General features: G+C 74.4%; 19 protein-coding genes and 2 tRNA genes. 10 read left to right on the top strand and 11 right to left on the bottom strand.

Annotated elements, in window-relative coordinates; genetic code table 11:
• The first annotated feature begins 11 nt into the window (after positions 1-11).
• Positions 12-1178, top strand: coding sequence for a tRNA dihydrouridine synthase DusB (gene dusB, locus AB2L28_RS01310; RefSeq protein WP_370716915.1), 1167 nt, complete (start codon positions 12-14; stop codon positions 1176-1178).
• Positions 1175-2431: a deoxyguanosinetriphosphate triphosphohydrolase gene (locus AB2L28_RS01305; RefSeq protein WP_370716914.1), complete on the top strand. Its 1257-nt coding sequence runs from the start codon at positions 1175-1177 to the stop codon at positions 2429-2431. Before dusB ends, AB2L28_RS01305 begins: the two co-directional genes overlap by 4 nt.
• 3 nt (positions 2432-2434) lie before the next feature.
• On the opposite strand, the gene AB2L28_RS01300 is transcribed toward AB2L28_RS01305, so the two are convergent.
• The 3 genes from AB2L28_RS01300 to AB2L28_RS01290 form a co-directional block, all read right to left on the bottom strand.
• Positions 2435-2938, bottom strand: a complete 504-nt coding sequence (locus AB2L28_RS01300) for a hypothetical protein (protein ID WP_370716913.1) — start codon at positions 2936-2938, stop codon at positions 2435-2437.
• 109 nt (positions 2939-3047) lie between these two features.
• A complete protein-coding gene (locus AB2L28_RS01295) occupies positions 3048-3647 on the bottom strand; it encodes a CoA-binding protein (protein ID WP_370716912.1) in 600 nt (199 codons plus the stop codon).
• Positions 3644-4957, bottom strand: a complete 1314-nt coding sequence (locus AB2L28_RS01290) for an O-acetylhomoserine aminocarboxypropyltransferase/cysteine synthase family protein (RefSeq protein ID WP_370716911.1) — start codon at positions 4955-4957, stop codon at positions 3644-3646. Before AB2L28_RS01290 ends, AB2L28_RS01295 begins: the two co-directional genes overlap by 4 nt.
• A 61-nt stretch (positions 4958-5018) precedes the next feature.
• Here AB2L28_RS01290 and dnaG point away from each other — a divergent pair, with 61 nt between their 5' ends.
• The 4 genes from dnaG to AB2L28_RS01270 all read left to right on the top strand — a co-directional run bounded on the left by dnaG (position 5019) and on the right by AB2L28_RS01270 (position 7674).
• On the top strand, positions 5019-6899 hold the full coding sequence (dnaG, locus tag AB2L28_RS01285) for a DNA primase (RefSeq protein WP_370716910.1): 1881 nt from the start codon (positions 5019-5021) through the stop codon (positions 6897-6899).
• Positions 6900-6990: 91 nt separating this feature from the next.
• Positions 6991-7063 (top strand) — tRNA-Asn (locus AB2L28_RS01280).
• Positions 7064-7141: 78 nt separating this feature from the next.
• A tRNA-Ile gene (locus AB2L28_RS01275) sits at positions 7142-7215 on the top strand.
• Positions 7216-7236: 21 nt separating this feature from the next.
• On the top strand, positions 7237-7674 hold the full coding sequence (locus AB2L28_RS01270) for a hypothetical protein (protein WP_370716909.1): 438 nt from the start codon (positions 7237-7239) through the stop codon (positions 7672-7674).
• 48 nt (positions 7675-7722) lie between these two features.
• Here the strand turns inward: AB2L28_RS01270 and AB2L28_RS01265 are convergent, their stop codons facing one another.
• Positions 7723-7995, bottom strand: a complete 273-nt coding sequence (locus AB2L28_RS01265) for a thioredoxin family protein (protein WP_370716908.1) — start codon at positions 7993-7995, stop codon at positions 7723-7725.
• A gap of 38 nt (positions 7996-8033) precedes the next feature.
• Complete coding sequence (gene ilvA, locus AB2L28_RS01260; protein ID WP_370716907.1) at positions 8034-9350, bottom strand: threonine ammonia-lyase IlvA; 1317 nt, start codon at positions 9348-9350, stop codon at positions 8034-8036.
• A 213-nt stretch (positions 9351-9563) separates the two neighbouring features.
• Between ilvA and efeU the strand changes: the two genes are divergently transcribed.
• From efeU to efeB, 3 genes are read left to right on the top strand one after another with little or no spacing between them, the layout of a single operon-like run.
• Positions 9564-10394 (top strand): iron uptake transporter permease EfeU, encoded by an 831-nt coding sequence (gene efeU / locus AB2L28_RS01255; RefSeq protein WP_370716906.1) that lies wholly within the window; start codon positions 9564-9566, stop codon positions 10392-10394.
• Between the two features lie 26 nt (positions 10395-10420).
• On the top strand, positions 10421-11572 hold the full coding sequence (gene efeO, locus AB2L28_RS01250) for an iron uptake system protein EfeO (RefSeq protein ID WP_370716905.1): 1152 nt from the start codon (positions 10421-10423) through the stop codon (positions 11570-11572).
• Positions 11573-11582: 10 nt separating this feature from the next.
• Positions 11583-12839: an iron uptake transporter deferrochelatase/peroxidase subunit gene (efeB, locus tag AB2L28_RS01245; protein WP_370716904.1), complete on the top strand. Its 1257-nt coding sequence runs from the start codon at positions 11583-11585 to the stop codon at positions 12837-12839.
• Positions 12840-12970: 131 nt separating this feature from the next.
• Here efeB and AB2L28_RS01240 read toward each other — a convergent pair whose 3' ends face one another.
• Both AB2L28_RS01240 and AB2L28_RS01235 read right to left on the bottom strand, forming a co-directional pair.
• Entirely contained in the window at positions 12971-13618 is a 648-nt protein-coding gene (locus tag AB2L28_RS01240) for a hypothetical protein (RefSeq protein WP_370716903.1), read from the bottom strand.
• 33 nt (positions 13619-13651) lie between these two features.
• Entirely contained in the window at positions 13652-14077 is a 426-nt protein-coding gene (locus tag AB2L28_RS01235; protein WP_370716902.1) for a hypothetical protein, read from the bottom strand.
• 237 nt (positions 14078-14314) lie between these two features.
• Between AB2L28_RS01235 and AB2L28_RS01230 the strand changes: the two genes are divergently transcribed.
• Positions 14315-14821 (top strand): DUF3145 domain-containing protein, encoded by a 507-nt coding sequence (locus AB2L28_RS01230; protein WP_370716901.1) that lies wholly within the window; start codon positions 14315-14317, stop codon positions 14819-14821.
• 95 nt (positions 14822-14916) lie between these two features.
• Here AB2L28_RS01230 and AB2L28_RS01225 read toward each other — a convergent pair whose 3' ends face one another.
• The 4 genes from AB2L28_RS01225 to AB2L28_RS01210 all read right to left on the bottom strand — a co-directional run bounded on the left by AB2L28_RS01225 (position 14917) and on the right by AB2L28_RS01210 (position 18636).
• A complete protein-coding gene (locus AB2L28_RS01225; protein ID WP_370716900.1) occupies positions 14917-16197 on the bottom strand; it encodes a beta-ketoacyl-[acyl-carrier-protein] synthase family protein in 1281 nt (426 codons plus the stop codon).
• 98 nt (positions 16198-16295) lie between these two features.
• A complete protein-coding gene (locus AB2L28_RS01220) occupies positions 16296-16541 on the bottom strand; it encodes an acyl carrier protein (RefSeq protein WP_366172058.1) in 246 nt (81 codons plus the stop codon).
• A gap of 86 nt (positions 16542-16627) precedes the next feature.
• On the bottom strand, positions 16628-17674 hold the full coding sequence (locus tag AB2L28_RS01215; RefSeq protein ID WP_370716899.1) for a beta-ketoacyl-ACP synthase III: 1047 nt from the start codon (positions 17672-17674) through the stop codon (positions 16628-16630).
• Positions 17671-18636, bottom strand: a complete 966-nt coding sequence (locus AB2L28_RS01210) for an ACP S-malonyltransferase (protein ID WP_370716898.1) — start codon at positions 18634-18636, stop codon at positions 17671-17673. The genes AB2L28_RS01215 and AB2L28_RS01210 overlap by 4 nt, the downstream gene beginning before the upstream one ends.
• Positions 18637-18717: the final 81 nt, after the last annotated feature.

The raw sequence follows: 18717 nt of genomic DNA, 5'->3' as shown, positions 1-18717 counted from the left end.
ACAATGGGTGCGTGAGCGCACCCACGACGACCGCCGTCCGGCCGCTGAGGATCGGGCCCCTCGTCTCGGCGACCCCCGTCGTCCTGGCGCCGATGGCGGGCATCACCAACACCGCCTACCGCCAGCTGTGCCGCGAGCAGGGCGAGGGCTTCTACGTCAGCGAGATGATCACCTCCCGCGCGCTCGTGGAACGGACGCCGGAGACGATGCGGCTCATCTCCTTCACCCCCGCCGAACGCCCGCGCAGCCTGCAGCTGTACGGCGTCGACCCGCTCACCGTCGCCAAGGCCGTCGAGATGATCGTGGCCGAGGACCTCGCCGACCACGTCGACCTGAACTTCGGCTGCCCGGTGCCGAAGGTGACCCGCAAGGGCGGCGGGTCCGCCCTGCCGTGGAAGGCGGACCTGTTCCGCCAGATCGTGCGCGGGGCGGTGACCGAGGCGTCCAGGGGCGGCGTCCCGGTGACGGTGAAGATGCGCAAGGGCATCGACGACGACCACCTGACGTACCTGCAGGCCGGTCGCACGGCCGAGCAGGAGGGCGTCGCGGCCGTCGCCCTGCACGGGCGCACCGCCTCCCAGCACTACTCCGGGCACGCCGACTGGGACGCCATCGCGCGCCTGCGCGAGACCGTCACCTCCATCCCCGTCCTGGGCAACGGCGACATCTGGAGCGCCGAGGACGCCCTCGACATGGTGCAGCGCACCGGGGTCGACGGGGTCGTCGTCGGCCGCGGCTGCCTCGGGCGACCGTGGCTGTTCGCCGACCTCGAGGCCGGGTTCGCGGGCCGTCCCGAGCGGGTCCGTCCCGGGCTGCGCCAGGTCACGCAGGTGCTGCGCCGGCACGCCGAGCTGCTGTGCGAGTTCTACGAGGACGAGCTGCGCGGCTGCCGCGACATTCGCAAGCACATCTCCTGGTACTTCAAGGGGTACGCCGTCGGTGGCGACATGCGCGCCCGGCTCGGTCTCGTCGACACCCTGGAGGCGCTCGACGAGCTCATCGCCGACCTCGACCTCGACCAGCCGTACCCCGGGGCGGCCGCCGAGGGGTCGCGCGGGCGGGCCGGCTCGCCGCAGGCGCGCGTCGCGCTGCCCGAGGGCTGGCTGGAGTCCCGGGAGCTCACCGGCGCGGCCGCGGAGATGATCCGCCAGGCCGAGCTGTCGGTGTCCGGCGGATGAGCGGATACGGTCCGGCCGACGTCGAACGGTGGGCCACCGAGCCCCCGAAGACGCACGGCCGCAGCGCCTTCATGCGCGACCGGGCCCGCGTCCTGCACTCCTCGGCGCTGCGCCGGCTGGCCGCCAAGACGCAGGTCGTCGGTCCCGGCACCGACGACTTCGTGCGCAACCGGCTGACGCACTCCCTGGAGGTCGCCCAGGTCGGTCGCGAGCTGGGCGCCGCCCTCGGCTGCGACCCCGACGTCGTCGACACCGCCTGCCTGGCCCACGACCTCGGCCACCCGCCGTTCGGCCACAACGGCGAGCGCGCGCTGGCCGAGGCCGCCGCCGGGATCGGCGGGTTCGAGGGCAACGCCCAGACGCTGCGCATCCTCACCCGGCTGGAACCGAAGTCGGTCGCCGCGGACGGGTCCCCGGTCGGGTTGAACCTCACCCGGGCCAGCCTGGACGCCGCGACGAAGTACCCGTGGCTGCACGGGAAGGCCCCACGGATCACGTCGAAGTTCGGCGCCTACGCCGACGACGCCGCGGTGTTCGCGTGGCTGCGCGGCGGGGAGCCGGGGGCGCCGGAGAACCGTCCGTGCGTGGAGGCGCAGGTCATGGACTTCGCCGACGACGTCGCCTACTCGGTGCACGACGTCGAGGACGCCGTCGTGGCCGGTCACGTCCGGCTGGACTGGCTGGAGCAGGCCGAGATCCGTGCCCGGGTGGCCGCGCAGGTGCGGGACTGGTACCTGCCCGACGCCTCCGACGACGCGGTGGACGCTGCGCTGCGACGACTCTCCTCCTCCGGCTTCTGGGCCGCCGAACGGCCCGGTGAGGTGTTCGGCGGGCGGCGGCACCTCGCTGCGCTCAAGGACATGACCTCCCAGCTCATCGGTCGGTTCGCGAACGCCGCCGAGCGGGCGACGCGCGAACGGCACGGCGACGGCCGCCTCACCCGGTACGCGGCCGACGTCGTGGTGCCACCGGAGACGGTGCTCGAGGTCGCGGTGCTCAAGGGCGTGGCGGCCACGTTCGTCATGAGCGCGCAGGAACGTCAGCCGTTCTACGCTCGTCAGCGCGAACTCCTGCACGAACTGCTCGCGGCCCTCGTCGCGGGCGGACCGGACGTGCTGGAACCACCCTTCCGCGAGGACCACGCCCTGGCCGTCGACGACGCCGCGCGGCTGCGCGTCGTCGTCGACCAGGTCGCCTCGCTCACCGACGCGTCCGCGCTGGCCTGGCACGGCAAGCTCACCGGGTCGCACTGATCGTCACTCGAACGGCAGGGGCGGTTCCGGGGGACGCAGGTCCCCGGCCGTCAGCGACCCCACGAGCGGGGTCCGCCGGTGCGCGACGAGGAGGCAGGTCACCCGATCGTCCCGCCGCGCCACCTCCGGTGAGGGGTAGAGCGAGGCGTACGTGAACACCGCCGGGCGCAGGCCACCGGTGAGCGAGGCCACGGTGCGCGCGCACACCGCGTCGGCCGCCCAGCGCCGCACGTCCGCGGTGGGGACGCCGCCGGGGTCGGGAACGGCGACGACCTCGGCGGCGTGCGCGACGGCGCACGGCACCGGCCGGTCGTCCTCGCCCAGGCAGGTGCCCACGGGCCACGGCGGCGGGGAGTCCAGCTCCCGGGCGACGGGTGGGTTCACGATCGTCTCGTGGTCGTCGCCGTCGGTGGCGAAGGCGTACGCCACGAGGCCGAGCCCGGCGGCGACCTGCACGGCGACGGCGCCACCGGCACCGAGGGCCACCCAGGGGAGTCGTCTGGTCATGCCCGGGACGCTAGGCGGGCCCGGCCGTTCCCGGGCGCGGCCGCGAGCCGGTGGTGGACAGCGGGGTCCTGTGGAGACCGGGGCGGCACGGGACCCCGGTGAGCCCCCCTCAGCGCGAGCGGCGCCGCGAGGAGATGACCCCGGTGTCGAACCCGGCCAGGTGCAGACCGCCGTGGAACCGGGCGTGCTCGATCTTCAGGCACCGGTTCATGACGACCGTGACGCCGTGCTCGGCGCCGCGCCGGGCCACGGCCTCGTCGGCCAGCCCGAGCTGCATCCACATCACGGGGGACCCGACGGCGATGACGTCGTCCAGGACCGCGTCCAGTTCGCTGGGGCGGCGGAACACGTCGACGAGGTCGGGCACACCGGGCAGTTCGGCGAGCGAGGGGTAGGCGCGGTGACCGAGGATCTCCGTCTCGTTCGGGTTGACGAACCAGAGCTCGAAGTCGGAGTCGGCCAGCAGGTAGGTCTGCACGAAGTACGAGGCCCGCGACGGTTTGTTCGAGGCGCCCAGGATCGCGACGGTCCGCGTGCGGCGCAGGATGCGCAGCCGCTCCCCGGCCGCGGGGGACGACCACGTCGTGGTCGGGGCGTCCTGGGAACCGGTGGCGGCGGGCTGCTCCCGCAGGTTCTGCGGGGCGGCGACGGTGCCGACGTCGGAGGCGCCGTCCACCGGCGTCGAGGACGTGGTCTGCGGGTCGGTCACGAGTTCCCCTTCACGGCCGCGGCGAGGGCCTGGTCGAGGTCCCACAGGACGTCCTCGACGTCCTCCAGACCCACGCTGATGCGGATGAGGTCGGCGGGCACCCCCGCCGCCCGGAGCTGCTCGGTGGACAGCTGCTGGTGGGTCGTGGACGCCGGGTGCAGGACGAGCGTGCGCGCGTCACCGATGTTCGCCAGGTGCGAGCACAGCTGCACGCTGTCGATGAACCGTTCCCCCGCAGCGCGTCCACCGACGACGCCGAAGGAGAACACCGCCCCGGGACCTTCGGGCAGGTAGCGCCGGGCGAGGTCGTGGTGGGTGTGCGAGGGCAGCCCGGAGTAGCGGACCCACGACACCCGCTCGTCCGCCTCGAGCCAGGCCGCGACGCGCTGGGCGTTCGCGACGTGCTCACGCATGCGCTGGGGCAGCGTCTCGACCCCCATGAGGAGCAGGAACGCCGAGTGCGGCGACAGGGTCGCCCCGATGTCGCGCAGCTGCTCGCTGCGCAGCTTGGTGAGGAACCCGTACTCGGCGAAGTTCCCCCACCACGACAGCCCGCCGTAGGAGGCGACCGGTTCGGTCATCGCGGGGAACTTCCCGTTGTCCCACGGGAACGTGCCGGCGTCGACGACGACCCCGCCCAGGGTCGTGCCGTGACCGCCGAGGAACTTCGTCGCGGAGTGGATGACGATGTCCGCGCCGTGCTCGATCGGCCGGCACAGGTACGGCGTGGCGGTCGTGGCGTCCACGACGAGGGGGACACCCGCCTCGTGCGCGACGTCGGCCAGGCCGCGGACGTCGGCGACCACCGTGGAGGGGTTCGCGACGAGCTCGGTGAAGACGAACCGCGTCGTGTCGGTGATCGCGGCGCGCACCGCCTCCGGGGTCGGGTCGACGAACACGGTGTCGACGCCGAAGCGCCGCAGCGTCACGTCGAGCTGGGTGACCGTGCCGCCGTAGAGGTTGTTGGAGGCGACGACGTGGTCGCCGGCACCGGCCAGGGCCGCGAACGTGAGGAACTCCGCCGACTGCCCGCTGGCGCAGGCCAACGCCCCCAGGCCGCCCTCCAGGGAGGCGATGCGCTCCTCGAACGCGGCGACGGTGGGGTTGGAGATGCGCGAGTAGATGTTGCCGTACTTCTGCAGCGCGAAGAGGTTCGCGGCGTCGGCGGCGTCCTCGAAGACGAAGCTCGTCGTCTGGAAGATCGGGACGGCGCGGGCCCCGGTCGTGGGCTCGGGGACGGCGCCCGCGTGCACGGCGCGGGTGCGGAAGCCCCAGGTGCGGTCGTCGCCGCTGCTCTGCTCGCTGCTCACGGGACGATCCTGCCACCCGCCACCCGCCGGGGGCGTCGGCGGCGGCGCCTACACTCCACCCGTGGCCGGGCGCATCCATCCAGACGACCTGCTGGCCGTCAAGGAGCGCGTCCGCCTCGACGAGGTCGTGGGTGAGCAGGTGACCCTGCGCTCCGGGGGCGTCGGCTCCTTCAAGGGGCTGTGCCCCTTCCACGACGAGCGCACCCCGAGCTTCACCGTCCGCCCGGCGACGGGCCGCTGGCGCTGCTTCGGCTGCGGGGAGTCCGGCGACGCCATCGAGTTCGTCATGAAGATCGACGGCCTGGGTTTCGCCGACGCCGTCGAGCGCCTGGCCCAGCGGGCGGGCGTGCAGCTGCGCTACGTCGACGACGGCGGCCGCAGCGCCCAGCGCCCGGCGGGCAACGCCGGCCAGCGCCAGCGCCTGCTGCGGATGCACGAGGTGGCCGAGGACTTCTACGCCCGTCAGCTCGAGGCGCCCGGCCCCGCCGAGACCGCCCGGCAGTTCCTGGCCGAGCGGGGTTTCAGCCGCGAGGACGCCGCCCGCTTCGGCGTCGGGTTCGCCCCGAGCACGGGTGACGCGCTGCTGCGCCAGCTGCGCGCCAAGGGGTTCGGCGAGGAGGACCTCGTGGCCTCCGGCCTGGCCGGGCAGAGCCAGCGCGGGCTGTACGACCGGTTCCGCGGGCGCCTGGTCTGGCCGATCCGCGACGTCAGCGGGCACACCGTCGCCTTCGGGGCACGCCGCCTGTTCGACGACGACCGCATCGAGGCGAAGTACCTGAACTCCCCGGAGACCCCCGTCTACAAGAAGTCGCAGGCCCTGTACGGGCTCGACCTGGCCAAGCGGGAGATCTCCCGCACCCGGCGCGTCGTCGTGGTGGAGGGGTACACCGACGTCATGGCCTGCCACCTGGCCGGTGTCGGTGCGGCGGTGGCGACGTGCGGGACGGCGTTCGGGGAGGAGCACGCCCGGATCGTGCAGCGGATGCTCGGCGGGGCCGACGTCGCCGCCGAGGTCGTCTTCACCTTCGACGGGGACGCGGCCGGGCAGAAGGCCGCCATGAAGGCGTACGAGCTCGACCAGCGCTTCAGCGCGCAGACCTACGTGGCGGTCGCCCCGGGTGGTCAGGACCCGTGCGAGCTGCGGCTGTCGGCCGGGGACGAGGCGGTGCGCCAGCTCGTCGAGGGCAGGGTGCCGCTGTTCGAGTTCGCGATCCGCTCGACGATCAAACGCTACGACCTCGACTCCGAGAGCGGACGGCTCGCCGCGCTGGACGCCGCCGCGCCGATCATCGGGGCCATCCGGGACCGCGGGTTGCAGCAGCGGTACGCCATCAACCTCGACCGCTGGACGGGGTTCCTCGACGAGCGGTTCGTCCTGGACCGCGTGCGGCGGCACTCCGGCGGGTCCGGCCCGGGAGGGACGCGCCCGCAGGCCGCACCGCCGCCCCCGCGCCCCGCGGTCGACCTCCACGACCCCGTGGCGCAGCTGGAGCGGCGCGTCCTGTCCTGCGCGCTGCAGGCGCCGTGGTCGGTCGCGGAGGTCTTCGACGCCCTGGAGGCCGACGCCTTCGGCGCCCCCGGGCACCGTGCCGTGCACGACGCCGTCGTCGCCGCCGGGGGGCCCGCCGAGGCGCCGCAGGGCCCGGCCTGGCTGACGCGGGTCCTGGACTACGCCGACGGGCCCGTCGCCGCCCTGGTCGACGAGCTCGCGGCCGTGGACCTGCCCGTCTCCAGCGAGGAGCAGCTGGAGAGCTGGGGCCGGTCCCTCGTGGCCGCCCTCGCCGGTCAGGCCGCGACTCGCGCCGTCGCCGACGCCCGGCGCACCCTCATGCGGCTCGACCCCGCGAGCCAGGCCGAGGAGTACCAGGCGGCCTCGGCGGAGCTGTTCCGCCTCGAGCAGGCCCGCCGGACCTGGCAGGAGCGGGCCCAGGGCGGGGTGTGATCCACGGCCGTCGGGCGTGCGCGAGGACGCCTGAGGGGCTGGTACGGTGGGAGAGTCGTCACGGCGGGTCCACTCGTCTGACGTGGAGTGGTCCCGCATAGCTCAATTGGCAGAGCAGCCGGCTGTTAACCGGCAGGTTGTTGGTTCGAGTCCAACTGCGGGAGCTTCCCGCGGAGGGCGCACCGGTTCCGGTGCGCCCTCCGTTCGTTCCGGGGTTCTTCGGGCGGTGCACGAGGGTGCAGGGGGCGGTAGCTCAGTCGGTCAGAGCAGGGAACTCATAATTCCTCGGTCGTGGGTTCGAGCCCCACCCGCCCCACGCCCGTGCCACCCTGCCACCGTGGACTCGCACCGGCGGTGGACCCCTGATCTGACGGGTCTGCCGGGGAGCTACCGGCGGCCCGTCCAGCGCAAGGCGGTGGTCCTCCTCACCGTCTCGGCCGCCTGCGGGACCGCGAGCGTGCTGCTGCGGGACCGACACACCGTCGTGGACGTCGTGCTCGCGGTCGTCTGGTCGGGGTTGCTCCTCGCCACGTACGCGCTGGAGGTGGTCTGGCGTCCCGGGGTCGTGCTGCACCCCGACGGGGTGCGGACCGGCCGCTGGAACCGGACCGGGCGCCTCGTCGCGTGGCAGGACGTCCAGCGGGTCTCGACAGGGACGAGGTGGGCGAGGGCGCCGGTGCTCGTCGTGGGCGGCCGGGACGTCGAACTCCCGGGGATGCCGGTGGCCGACGCGCGCAGGCTCGCCGAGGCGCTGGACGCCCGGCCCGGCCGTTGAGCGTCAGACCGTCGTCGCGGCCCGGGACCGTTCGGGCGCAGCCGCCCCTCAGGTGCGGGTCGGCAGGGTCGAGGCGACCGCGGACAGCAGCTGCGGCAGGGTCGGGACCCCGGCCGCGCGGAACACCTCGCGCCCGTCCCCGTCTCGCAGCACGACGGTCGGCGTCCCCGTGATCCCCTCGGCGGCAGCGCGTTCGACGTCGGCGGCCACGTCGACCTCGACCGGGCGCAGTTCGGGGACGAGCTCGGCCGCGCGCTGCACGACCCGCCGCGCGCTCCGGCACGGCGCGCAGAACGCCGACGTCCACAGTTCGACCACCACGACGACGTCAACGCCCGGGCGGGGCCGGGGCTTCCGGTTCAGAGCAGGTAGCGGTACAGCGGGTCGTCGGCGGAGATCCTCTCGAACGTCGGGGGAGCGGCGTCCATCCGCGCCAGCAACCCCGGCAGCGCGTCCTGGGACGGGATCTCGATGCCGACCAGGGCCGGGCCGAACTCGCGGTTGCTGCGCTTGACGTACTCGAACAGCGTGATGTCGTCGTCCGGGCCGAGCACCTCGTCGAGGAACCGCCGCAGCGCCCCGGGCTCCTGGGGGAACTCCACGAGGAAGTAGTGCTTGCGCCCCTCGTGCACGAGCGCCCGCTCGATGATCTCGGCGTACCGGGAGACGTCGTTGTTGCCGCCGGAGACGACGGCGACGACCTCCTGGCCCGGTTCCACGCGCACGTAGCCGGCGAGCGCCGCCGTGGCGAGCGCCCCGGCGGGTTCGGCGATGATGCCGTCGGTCTGGTACATCGCCAGCATCTCCACGCAGATCGCCCCCTCGGGGACGGTGACCAGCTCGACGGGGTGCTGGGCGACGACGGCGTGCGTGACGTCCCCGACGCGGCGGACCGAGGCGCCGTCGACGAAGGTGTCCAGGTCCTCCAGGCGCACCGGGTGCCCGGCGGCGAGGGCGGCGGCCATGGAGGGCGCGCCCTGCGGTTCCACCCCGACGACGCGCACGTGCGGGTGCCGCTCGCGCACCCACGTCAGGACCCCGGCGAGCAGGCCGCCGCCGCCGACGGGCACGACGAGGACGTCGGGGGGGTTCTCACCGAGGGCGGCGAGCTGCTCGACGACCTCGACGGCCACGGTGCCCTGGCCGGTGAGGGTGCGGGCGTCGTCGAAGGCGGGGACCATCGTGGCGCCGGTCCGCACGGCGTCCTGCGCGGCCGCGGCGGCCGCGTCGTCGTAGGTGTCGCCCAGCACGATCGTCTCGACGAACTCCTGGCCGAGGGCGGCGATGCGGTCGCGCTTCTGGCGGGGGGTGGTGCGGGGGACGTAGATGCGCCCGTGCACCCGCAGGGCGGCGCACGCGTACGCCAGGCCCTGCGCGTGGTTGCCGGCGCTGGCGGTGACGACGCCGCGGCCGCGCTGCTCGGCGTCGAGCTGGGCGACGAGGTTGTAGGCGCCGCGCAGCTTGTAGGAGCGGACGGCCTGCAGGTCCTCGCGCTTGACGCGCACGTGGGCGTCGAGCTCGGCGGACCAGCGGCTGTTGGTGGCGAGCGGGGTGCGGACGACGACCTCGGCCAGGCGTGCGGCGGCGGCCTCGACGTCGGCGGCGGTGGGCAGGGCGATCGGTCCCCGCTCCGGTGCTCGCGCGGGCGAGGGGGACGGCACGGCGTCGATCGACATGGGGTCGATCCTGCCTCGCGGGCCCGGCGGCTGACCACCAGGGGTCGCGCACAGGGAGGTCTCAACGTGGGGCTCGGTCCCGAGTTCCTCCAGTGTGTGTGAAGTGAGACACATCACGCGGGCAGTCCCGCTCAGGTGAGGTGAGGCGGCGCTATCTTCGGCGAGGCTCGCCTCACCGGGAACGGGCCTGGGACTCCTCTGGAGGTGCGCGCCGTGCTCCCCACGTTCGTCATCGGACTGCGGGAGGGGCTGGAGGCCTCGCTCATCGTCGGCATCGTCTCGGCCTTCCTCGTCCAGCGCGGGGAGCGACGGGCCCTGCGGTTCGTGTGGGCCGGGGTGCTGGCCGCCGTGCTGCTGTGCGTCGGCGCGGCCGCCGCGCTGCAGGCCGTGACGCAGTCCCTGCCCCAGCGTCAGCAGGAGCAGCTGGAGACGGTGCTGGCTCTCGTCGCGGTGGCGATGGTCACCTGGATGATCGTCTGGACGACCCGCAACGCCCGCACGGTCCGCGCCGACCTGGAGGCCTCGGCGTCCTCGGCGCTGGCTCGGGGGTCGTCGTGGGCCCTCGTCGCCATGGCCTTCCTCGCCGTCCTGCGCGAAGGGCTGGAGACGTCGGTCTTCCTGCTCGCCACCTACCAGGCCTCGGGCAGCAACGCCCAGGGCGCGCTCGGGGCGAGCCTCGGGATCGTGCTGGCGGTCGTGCTCGGGTACCTGATCTACCGCGGTGGGGTCCGGATCGACCTCGGCCGGCTCTTCCGCGTCACGGGTGTCGTGCTCGTCCTCGTCGCCGCGGGGCTCGTGATGTCGGCCGCGCACACCGCCCACGAGGCCGGCTGGTTGCTCGCCGGTCAGCAGCGGGTCCTCGACCTCACCGCCGTCGTCACCCCCGGCACCGTCCGCTCGGCGCTGTTCACCGGGGTCCTCGGCTGGCAGCCCCGGCCCACGGCCGCCGAACTCGTCGGCTGGGCCGTCTACCTCGTCCCCATGCTCGTCGTCGTCCTGCGGCCCCGGACGCGCAGCGCCGCCCCGCAGCGCGTCACCGCCTGAAACCCCCTGCACCCGGAGAGGTCCCCGTGATCCGCACGTCCCGTCCCCTGCTCGCGCTCGCCACGGCCCCGCTGCTCCTGCTCGTCGCCTGCAGCGGCGGGTCCACCGCCGCCGACGACCCCTCCGGCGGCGGTGCGGCGGACGGGACCGTCAAGGTCACCCTCACCGACGACGGCTGCACGGCCGAGCCGAACTCCGTGCCCGCCGGGCCCGCGTCGTTCGAGGTCGTGAACTCCGGGGCCGGCGCCGTCACCGAGGCCGAGCTGGTGAACTCCGGCGGTCGGATCATCGGGGAGCGGGAGAACCTCACCCCCGGGCTGACGGGCACGTTCTCCCTGCAGCTCGAAGCCGGTGAGTACACGATCCAGTGCCCCAACGCCGCCACCGAGACCTCGACGTTCACCGTCACGGGATCGGCCCCGAGCAGCACCGAGGACCCGCTGTTCGCCGCGGCCACCAGCGGTTACCAGGACTACGTCAAGGAGCAGGTCGCCGACCTCGTCGCCGCGACGGACGCCTTCGCCGCCGCGGTCGAGGCCGGTGACGTCGCCAGGGCCAAGGAGCTCTACGGGCCGGCCCGCGCGCCCTACGAGCGCATCGAGCCGGTCGCGGAGAGCTTCGGCGACCTCGACCCGAGGATCGACGCCCGCATCGCCGACGTGGCCGACCCCGCGACCTGGACCGGGTTCCACCGCATCGAGCAGGCGCTCTTCGAGGAGGGGACCACCGAGGGCACGGCCCCGGTGGCCCGGCAGCTGGTCGCCGACGTGGCGCAGCTGAACACGCTCGTGCAGACGACGACCTACCAGCCGGCCGACCTCGCCAACGGCGCCTCCGGTCTCCTCGACGAGGTCGCCAACTCCAAGGTCACGGGGGAGGAGGAGGCCTACTCCCACCTCGACCTGCTCGACTTCGCGGCCAACGTCGAGGGTTCCCGGAAGGCGTTCGACCTGCTGACCCCCGCGCTGCAGGTCACCGACGCCGACCTCGTCGCCACCATCCAGGCCCGGTTCGAGGACGTCGAGGACGCCCTCGCACCGTACCGGCGCGGCTCGGGCTACGCCCTCTACACCGAGCTGACGCCCGAGCAGGTCAGGGACCTCGCCACGGCCGTCGACGCCCTCGCCGAACCGCTCTCGCAGGTCTCGGGCAAGGTCGTCGGCGCGGCGGACCGCTGAGGGCCCGGCCGTGAGCTCGACCCGGCCCAGCCGGCGCGGTGTCCTCACCGGGGCCGCGGTCCTCGGGGCCGGCGGGATCGGGGCCGGTGCCGGCGCCCTCGCCTCCCGCCCGGCCGCCGGTTCGCCCGCACCCGCGCGCACCGTCGCCTTCCACGGGGACCGGCAGGCCGGGATCACCACCCCGGCGCAGGACTCGCTCGTCTTCGCCGCCCTCGACGTCACGACGCGGCGGGTGGGCGACCTCGCCGACGTGCTGCAGCGCTGGAGCGCCGCCGCCGCGACGATGACGACGGGCGTCCCGGTCGGGGGCCCGGGCGGGGTCGGCGGGGCGGCCGAGGAGCCGCCCCAGGACACCGGCGAGGCGCACGAACTGCCCGCCGCCAACCTCACCGTGACCCTCGGGTACGGACCGTCGCTGTTCGACGAGCGGTTCGGCCTCGCCGACCGCAGGCCCGCGGCGCTGGAGGAACTGCCGGCGCTGCCGGGGGAACAGCTGGACCCGACGAAGGTGGGCGGCGACCTGTGCCTGCAGGCCTGCGCGGACGACCCGCAGGTCGCCTTCCACGCCGTGCGCAACCTCGTCCGCATCGGGCGCGGAACGGTGCGCGTGCGGTGGATGCAGCTCGGTTTCGGGCGCACGTCGACGACCTCGACCGCGCAGTCCACCCCGCGCAACCTCATGGGGTTCAAGGACGGCACCGCCAACGTGCGCGCCGAGGACACCGCCGACCTCGAGGAGTTCGTCTGGGTCGGTGGCCGGGGTGCGCCCGCGGTGGACCAGGAGTGGATGCGCGGCGGGACGTACCTCGTGGCGCGCCGCATCCGCATGCTCGTCGAGTCCTGGGACCGCGCCCCGCTCGGGGAGCAGGAGCGGGTCATCGGGCGCGCCAAGGAGTCCGGGGCCCCGCTGTCGGGGACGGGGGAGTTCGACGCCCTGGACCTGGACAGGACCGTCGGCGGGAAGCCGGCCATCGACGTCGCCGCGCACGTGCGGCTCGCGGCGCCGGAGACCAACGGCGGGGTGAAGATGCTGCGGCGCGGCTACTCCTACACCGACGGGCTGGACCTCGCGACGGGTCAGCTCGACGCCGGGCTGTTCTTCATCGTCTTCGGCAACGACCCGCACCAGCAGTTCGTGCCGGTGCAGCGCAAGCTCGGGTCGCAGGATGCGCTGACGGAGTACCTCAAGCACACCGGGTCGGGGATCTTCGCCTGCCCGCCCGGCGTGCGGCCCGGCGGTGCGTGGGGTGCGGGGTTGTTCAGCTGAGGGTGCGCCGGACCGGGAAGCGCCTCACGGCGCACGGCCGCTCGTAGCGGCTTCAATTTGGGACCCGGGGCTACCACGGCCCGGCGCGCTCCCATTGTAACGAGCGGTCCGGCCCGGGCGCAGCCCGCGGGTCAGCCGAGCTCGCCGGCGCGCCACCGGACGGCGACGTGCTCGAGCTGCTCGGCGGTGCGCACCAGCCGCGCGGCCGAACGCGTCAGGGCCGCCCCGGCCTCGTCCTCCGCCGCGGTCCAACCGGAGTCGGCGTGGTGGGCGCGCCCGATCGCGAGGATGCGGCAGAACGCGGCGGCGCGCTCGAGGGTCACGGCGAAGTCGCCCTCGGCGACCCCGCGCAGGACCTGGTCGACGACCGTCGCCACCTCCTGCGGGCCGGGCGGGTCGGCGACACCGGCGACGACCTCCAGGACGGGGGCGTGCCGGCGACCCTCGGCGTACTGGCGGGACACCGCGACGGGCTGGCGGTGCACCCACGTGCGCAGCACGTAGAGCCGCCACAGGGCCCCGGCGAGGGAGTCGGCGGGGGCGTCGGCCCACAGGTCGGCGATGACCTCCAGGCCCTCGTCCTGGGCCAGCCGGACCACGCGGCGGGTGACCTCGGCGTCCTGGGCGCTGCGCGCGCCGTGGACGAGGGCGCTGGCCGCGGCGTGCGCGGCCTCCTGGACCGCGGAGGGGTCCACGCCGCCGGACAGGGCGACGATGGCCTCGTCACCGGGCAGGGCGGGACGGTGGTGCCGGCGGGGTGGGGGGACGGGATCTGGCACGGGGAGATCGTGCCACCGGTCCCCGCGCTGCGCTCAGCCCCGGAACGGCGGCGGGGGCGTCGCCATGGTCGCCCGCGGGCAGTCCTGCAGGCGCAGGCCGCCGTGCCCGAGCGCCTCGTCGCACAGCGACTCCACGCTCCAGCCGAGCTGGCTGCCGAAGAGGGTCACGGTCACGCGGTAGATCGTGATCTCGTACTTGGTGGGGGTGCCGTAGGCGACGTGGACGCGGCCGATGAGCTCGGCCCCGGCCGCGTTGTCGGGACCGTGCCACGGGCGGTCGTAGCGGCTCCACAGCGACGGGCCGGCCTGCCAGACACCGCCGTTCTGCACGTCGCGCAGGGCGAGCTCGACGAGGACGGAGCGGGCGGCCTCCTCGGGCACGATCGCCGCGGGCCGGATGACCTCGGAGATCTCGCCCGCGGCCGGGCGCGCCGCGGGCTGGGTGAGCTGGTCGTCCACGCGGGGTCCCTCCGTCGGCTGCGGGTGGTGCGGTGCCAGAGGTCCATCGGCAGCGGTGCGCAGAACTTGAGCGTGGAGGTGTCGTGGCGTTGTGGTCCCCGGCGTGATCCGTGAGGCATGATGACCCCGGAACGAAGCAACACGACGTGTAGTTGGGACACCACTGCCAGTCGTTCTGCGTGACGTGAGGTCGTAGGGGAAGACGTTCCTCACACCGACGCAGAAGGAGACAACGGCATGTCCGGTGCGACGACCCGCGGCGTGCTCTTCGTGCACTCCGCACCGCGAGCGCTCCTCCCGCACATCGAGTGGGCGGTCGGCGGTGTCCTCGGCGTGCGCGCGTCCTTCGAGTGGACGGGTCAGCCGGTCGCTGCGGGCTGCCTGCGGGCGGAGTACTCCTGGCAGGCGCCGCAGGGCACCGGGGCGTTGCTGGCGTCGGCCCTGCGCGGCTGGGCCCACCTGCGCTTCGAGGTCACCGAGGAACCGTCGCAGGGCTGCGACGGCGGCCGGTGGAGCCACACCCCGGCCCTGGGCATCTACCACGCCGCCACGGACGTGCACGGCAACGTGCAGGTGGCCGAGGACCGCGTGCGCGCCGCGATGGACCTGCTCAGCTCCGGCGACGCCGGCGGGGCCCGGCGCGCCCTCGCGCTCGCCGTCGGGGAGGCCTGGGACTGCGAGCTGGAGGCGTTCCGCCACGCCGGGGACGACACGCCCGTGCGCTGGCTGCACCAGGTCGGCTGAGGGTCCCGCAGCAGCTCACGGCGAGCGGACCCGCCGGCGACCCGGGCGCCGGAGCCCGGGCGCCGGACGGCGAGCCCTCCCCGGCGGAGCGCCCGTCAGCGGGAGGCGAACACCGCGCTGACGTTGTGCCCGCCGAAGCCGAAGGCGTTGTTCAGGCCGACGAGCGTGCCGGTGGCCGGCAACGGGCGCGGGTCCTTGCGCACGACGTCCAGCGTCACCTCGGGGTCGATGTCGTCGACGTTGATCGTCGGCGGGGCCATCCGCTCGCGCAGGGCGAGGATCGTGAAGATGCTCTCCACGGCCCCGGCCGCGCCGAGCAGGTGACCGGTCATCGACTTGGTCGCGGACACGGCGATCCCGTCCACGGCGTCGCCGAGGGCCAGCCGCAGCCCCTTGTCCTCGGCCACGTCGCCGACGGGTGTGGACGTGGCGTGGGCGTTGACGTGGTGGATGTCCGAGGCGCTCACGCCCGCCTGGCGCAGCCCGTCGAGGATGGCGCGGCTGACGCCCGCACCCTCCGGCTCGGGGGCCGCGACGTGGTAGGCGTCGGCCGACAGGCCGGTGCCGAGGACGTCGGCGTAGACCCGGGCCCCGCGGGCCAGGGCGTGCTCCTCGGACTCCAGGACGAGGATCCCGGCACCCTCGCCGAGGACGAAGCCGTCGCGGGCGGTGTCGAAGGGCCGCGAGGCGCGCTCGGGGTCCTCGTTGCGCTTGGACATGGCGTGCATCGAGGTGAAGGAGGCGATGGGCAGCGGGTGGATCGCCGCCTCGGTGCCACCGCAGATGACGATGTCGGCGCGCCCGGAACGGATCATCTCCGCGCCGTAGGCGATGGCCTCGGCGCCCGAGGCGCACGCGCTGACGGGGGTGTGCGCCCCGGCGCGGGCGGTGAACTCGATGCTGATGGCGGCCGTCGGGCCGTTGGCCATGAGCATCGGCACGGTGAGGGGCAGGACGCGGCGGGCGCCCTTGTCCTTGAGCGTGTCGTAGGCCGTCAGCAGCGTCCAGATGCCGCCGATGCCCGTGGCCACGACCGAGCCGAGGCGCAGCGGGTCGACGTCGGGGGAGCCGGCGTCGGCCCACGCCTCGCGCGCGGCGATCACGGCGAACTGCTGGGAGGGGTCCAGGCGCTTGATCTCGCGGCGCTCCAGCACGCTGTCGGCGCGCACGGCGGCCGTGGCGGCGAAGGTCACCGGGAGCTCGAACTCGTTGATCCAGTCGTCGGTGATGGGGCGCGCTCCGGAGCGACCGGCGAGCGCGGCCTCCCAGCTGGCGCGGACGTCGCCGCCGAGCGGTGTCGTGGCGCCCAGCCCGGTGACGACGACTCGGCGCGACGGGCTCGTCGCGGTCGACGGGGTCGACGGGGTCGTGGTCATGGTCGGTCAGCTCCTCCTGGAACTCAGACGGCGGTGCGAGGGTCCTGCGGGTGGCCGGCCCGCCGAGGCGGGCCGGCCGGTCCAGCCGGTCGGGCCGGTCAGCCCTGGGCCTGCGAGATGTAGGCGACGGCGTCGCCCACGGTCCGCAGGTTCTTCACGTCCTCGTCCGGGATCCGGACGCCGAACTTCTCCTCGGCGTTGACGACGATCGTCATCATCGACAGCGAGTCGATGTCGAGGTCGTCGGTGAACGACTTGTCCGCGAGGACGCTGTCGGTGGGCAGGCCCGTCTCCTCGTTGACGATCTCGGCGAGACCGCTGAGGATCTCCTGCTCACTGGCCATGCGTGGCTCCTCCATGTGGACGGTGGCCCCCTGGACCACCGGAACGGCCTGACCGCGGGGTTCCGCGGCCAGGAGAACGCGACCGGCTACGGGAGCCGGACGACCTGGGCGGCGTAGGACAGACCCGCGCCGTACCCGATGAGCAGCGCCAGGCCACCGGACGGGGCGTCCCCGTCGGCCATCGCGCGCTCCAGCGCCAGCGGGATCGACGCCGCCGAGGTGTTGCCCATGTCGACGATGTCCCGGGCGACGTGCACGCTCTCGGGCAGCTTGAGCTGCTTGACCATCGCGTCGATGATCCGCGCGTTCGCCTGGTGCGGGACGAAGACGTCGATGTCCTGCGCGCGCACGCCGGCGGCGTCCAGCGCCGCCTGCGCGACGGGAGCCATCTGCCAGACGGCCCAGCGGAACACCGACTGGCCCTGCTGCTCCAGGTAGGGCCAGCGCTCCACGTCGCCGACCTCGGCCGGGTCCTCGGCGACGAGCGCGGCGTCGGTCTGCTGGGCCGAGCGCAGCTCCAGCCAGGAGAACTTGGACCGGATGAGCTCGGCCTGCCCCCCGTCGGACCCCCACACGGTGGGGCCGACGCCGGCCTCCTCGCCGATCCCGACGACCGCGGCGCCCGCGCCGTCGGCGAAGAGGAAGGCGGTGGAGCGGTCGTGCTGGTCGGTGAAGTCCGACAGCTTCTCGGCGCCGATGACGAGCACGTTGCGGGCGGTCCCGCCGCGCACGAGGTCGGCGGCGAGGGCGATGCCGTGGCAGAAGCCCGCGCAGCCCGCGGACACGTCGAACGCGGCGGCGGGGGTGGCGCCGAGTCGGTGCGCGACCACCGCGGCGGCGGCCGGGGTCTGGTACGGGTAGGAGACGGTCGCCAGGATCACGGCGTCGACGTCGGAGCCCGTGAGCCCGGCCTGCGCGAGCGCCTTGGCGGCGGCGTCCTCGCTCATGTCCACGACCGAGACGTCACCGGCCGCCCAGCGGCGGGTCCGGATGCCGGTGCGCTGCTGGATCCACTCGTCGGAGGAGTCGATCCAGGTGCACACCTCCTCGTTGTCGATGACGCGCGGCGGGCGGTGGGCGCCCACGCCGAGCAGGCGCGCCGCACGGGTCGGGGCGGTCTTGATCGCGGTCACAGGGCGGCCTCCGTGGTGGTCAGCGTCGCGGCCACGCCACCGTGCTCGGTGATCACGGCCCGGGCCTTGTCGAGGTCGTCCGGCGTCTTCAGGGCCAGGACGTCCACACCCTTCAGTGTGCGCTTGGCCAGGTTGGTCAACGTCCCCGCGGGCGGCACCTCGATCAGAGCGGTCACCCCGAGCCGGGCGAACGCCTCCGTCACGAGGTCCCAGCGCACCGGACGGCTGACCTGGGCGACCAGGCGCTGCAGGAAGCGCGCGCCGTCGGTGACCAGCTCGCCGTCGGCGTTCGCCGCGATCGGCACGCTCGCGGTGCCGGGGTCGATCCCGGCGGCCAGCCGCTGCAGGGCGCCGACCGCGGGGGTCATGTGCTCGGTGTGGAAGGCGCCGGCGACCTGCAGGGGGACGACGCGCGCCCTGGCGGGCGGGTCGGCGGCCAGGGCGGCGAGCGCCTCGGTCGTGCCGGCCGCGACGGTCTGCCCGCCGCCGTTGGCGTTGGCCGGGGTCAGCTCGAGCGCGGCGAGCCTGGCGGCGACGTCGTCGGGGTCCCCGCCGAGGACGGCGCTCATGCCGGTGGGCCGGGCCGCGGCGGCCGCGGCCATGCCCCGGCCGCGCTCGCGGACCAGGACGAGCGCCTGCTCGGGGGTGAGGGCCCCGGTGGCGGCGGCGGCGGTCAGCTCGCCGACGGAGTGCCCGGCGACCGCTCCGGCCGCGGCGGCGAGCTCGGCGGGGGAGGTGAGCAGCTCGCGCAGACCCAGCAGCCCGGCCGCGACGATGAGCGGCTGGGCGACGGCGGTGTCGCGCAGGGTGTTGGCGTCGGAGACGGTGCCGTGCGCGACGAGGTCGTCCCCGACGACGGCCGAGGCCCAGCGCAGGCGGTCCTCGACGCCGGGCAGTTCGAGCCACGGGGCGAGGAAGCCGGGCGACTGTGAGCCCTGACCGGGGAAGACGAAGACGAGCACCGGGTCAGCCTGCCGGTCGGGACCGGCGGATCACGGTCACGACGCTCACCGACTTCACGCCCGTGTCTTGTAGGGATCCTC

The sequence above is a fragment of the Kineococcus mangrovi genome, from assembly GCF_041320705.1.
Taxonomy (GTDB): domain Bacteria; phylum Actinomycetota; class Actinomycetes; order Actinomycetales; family Kineococcaceae; genus Kineococcus; species Kineococcus mangrovi.
The sequence above is the reverse complement of the archived record's forward strand: the minus strand, read 5'-3'. Positions and strand labels throughout refer to the sequence as shown.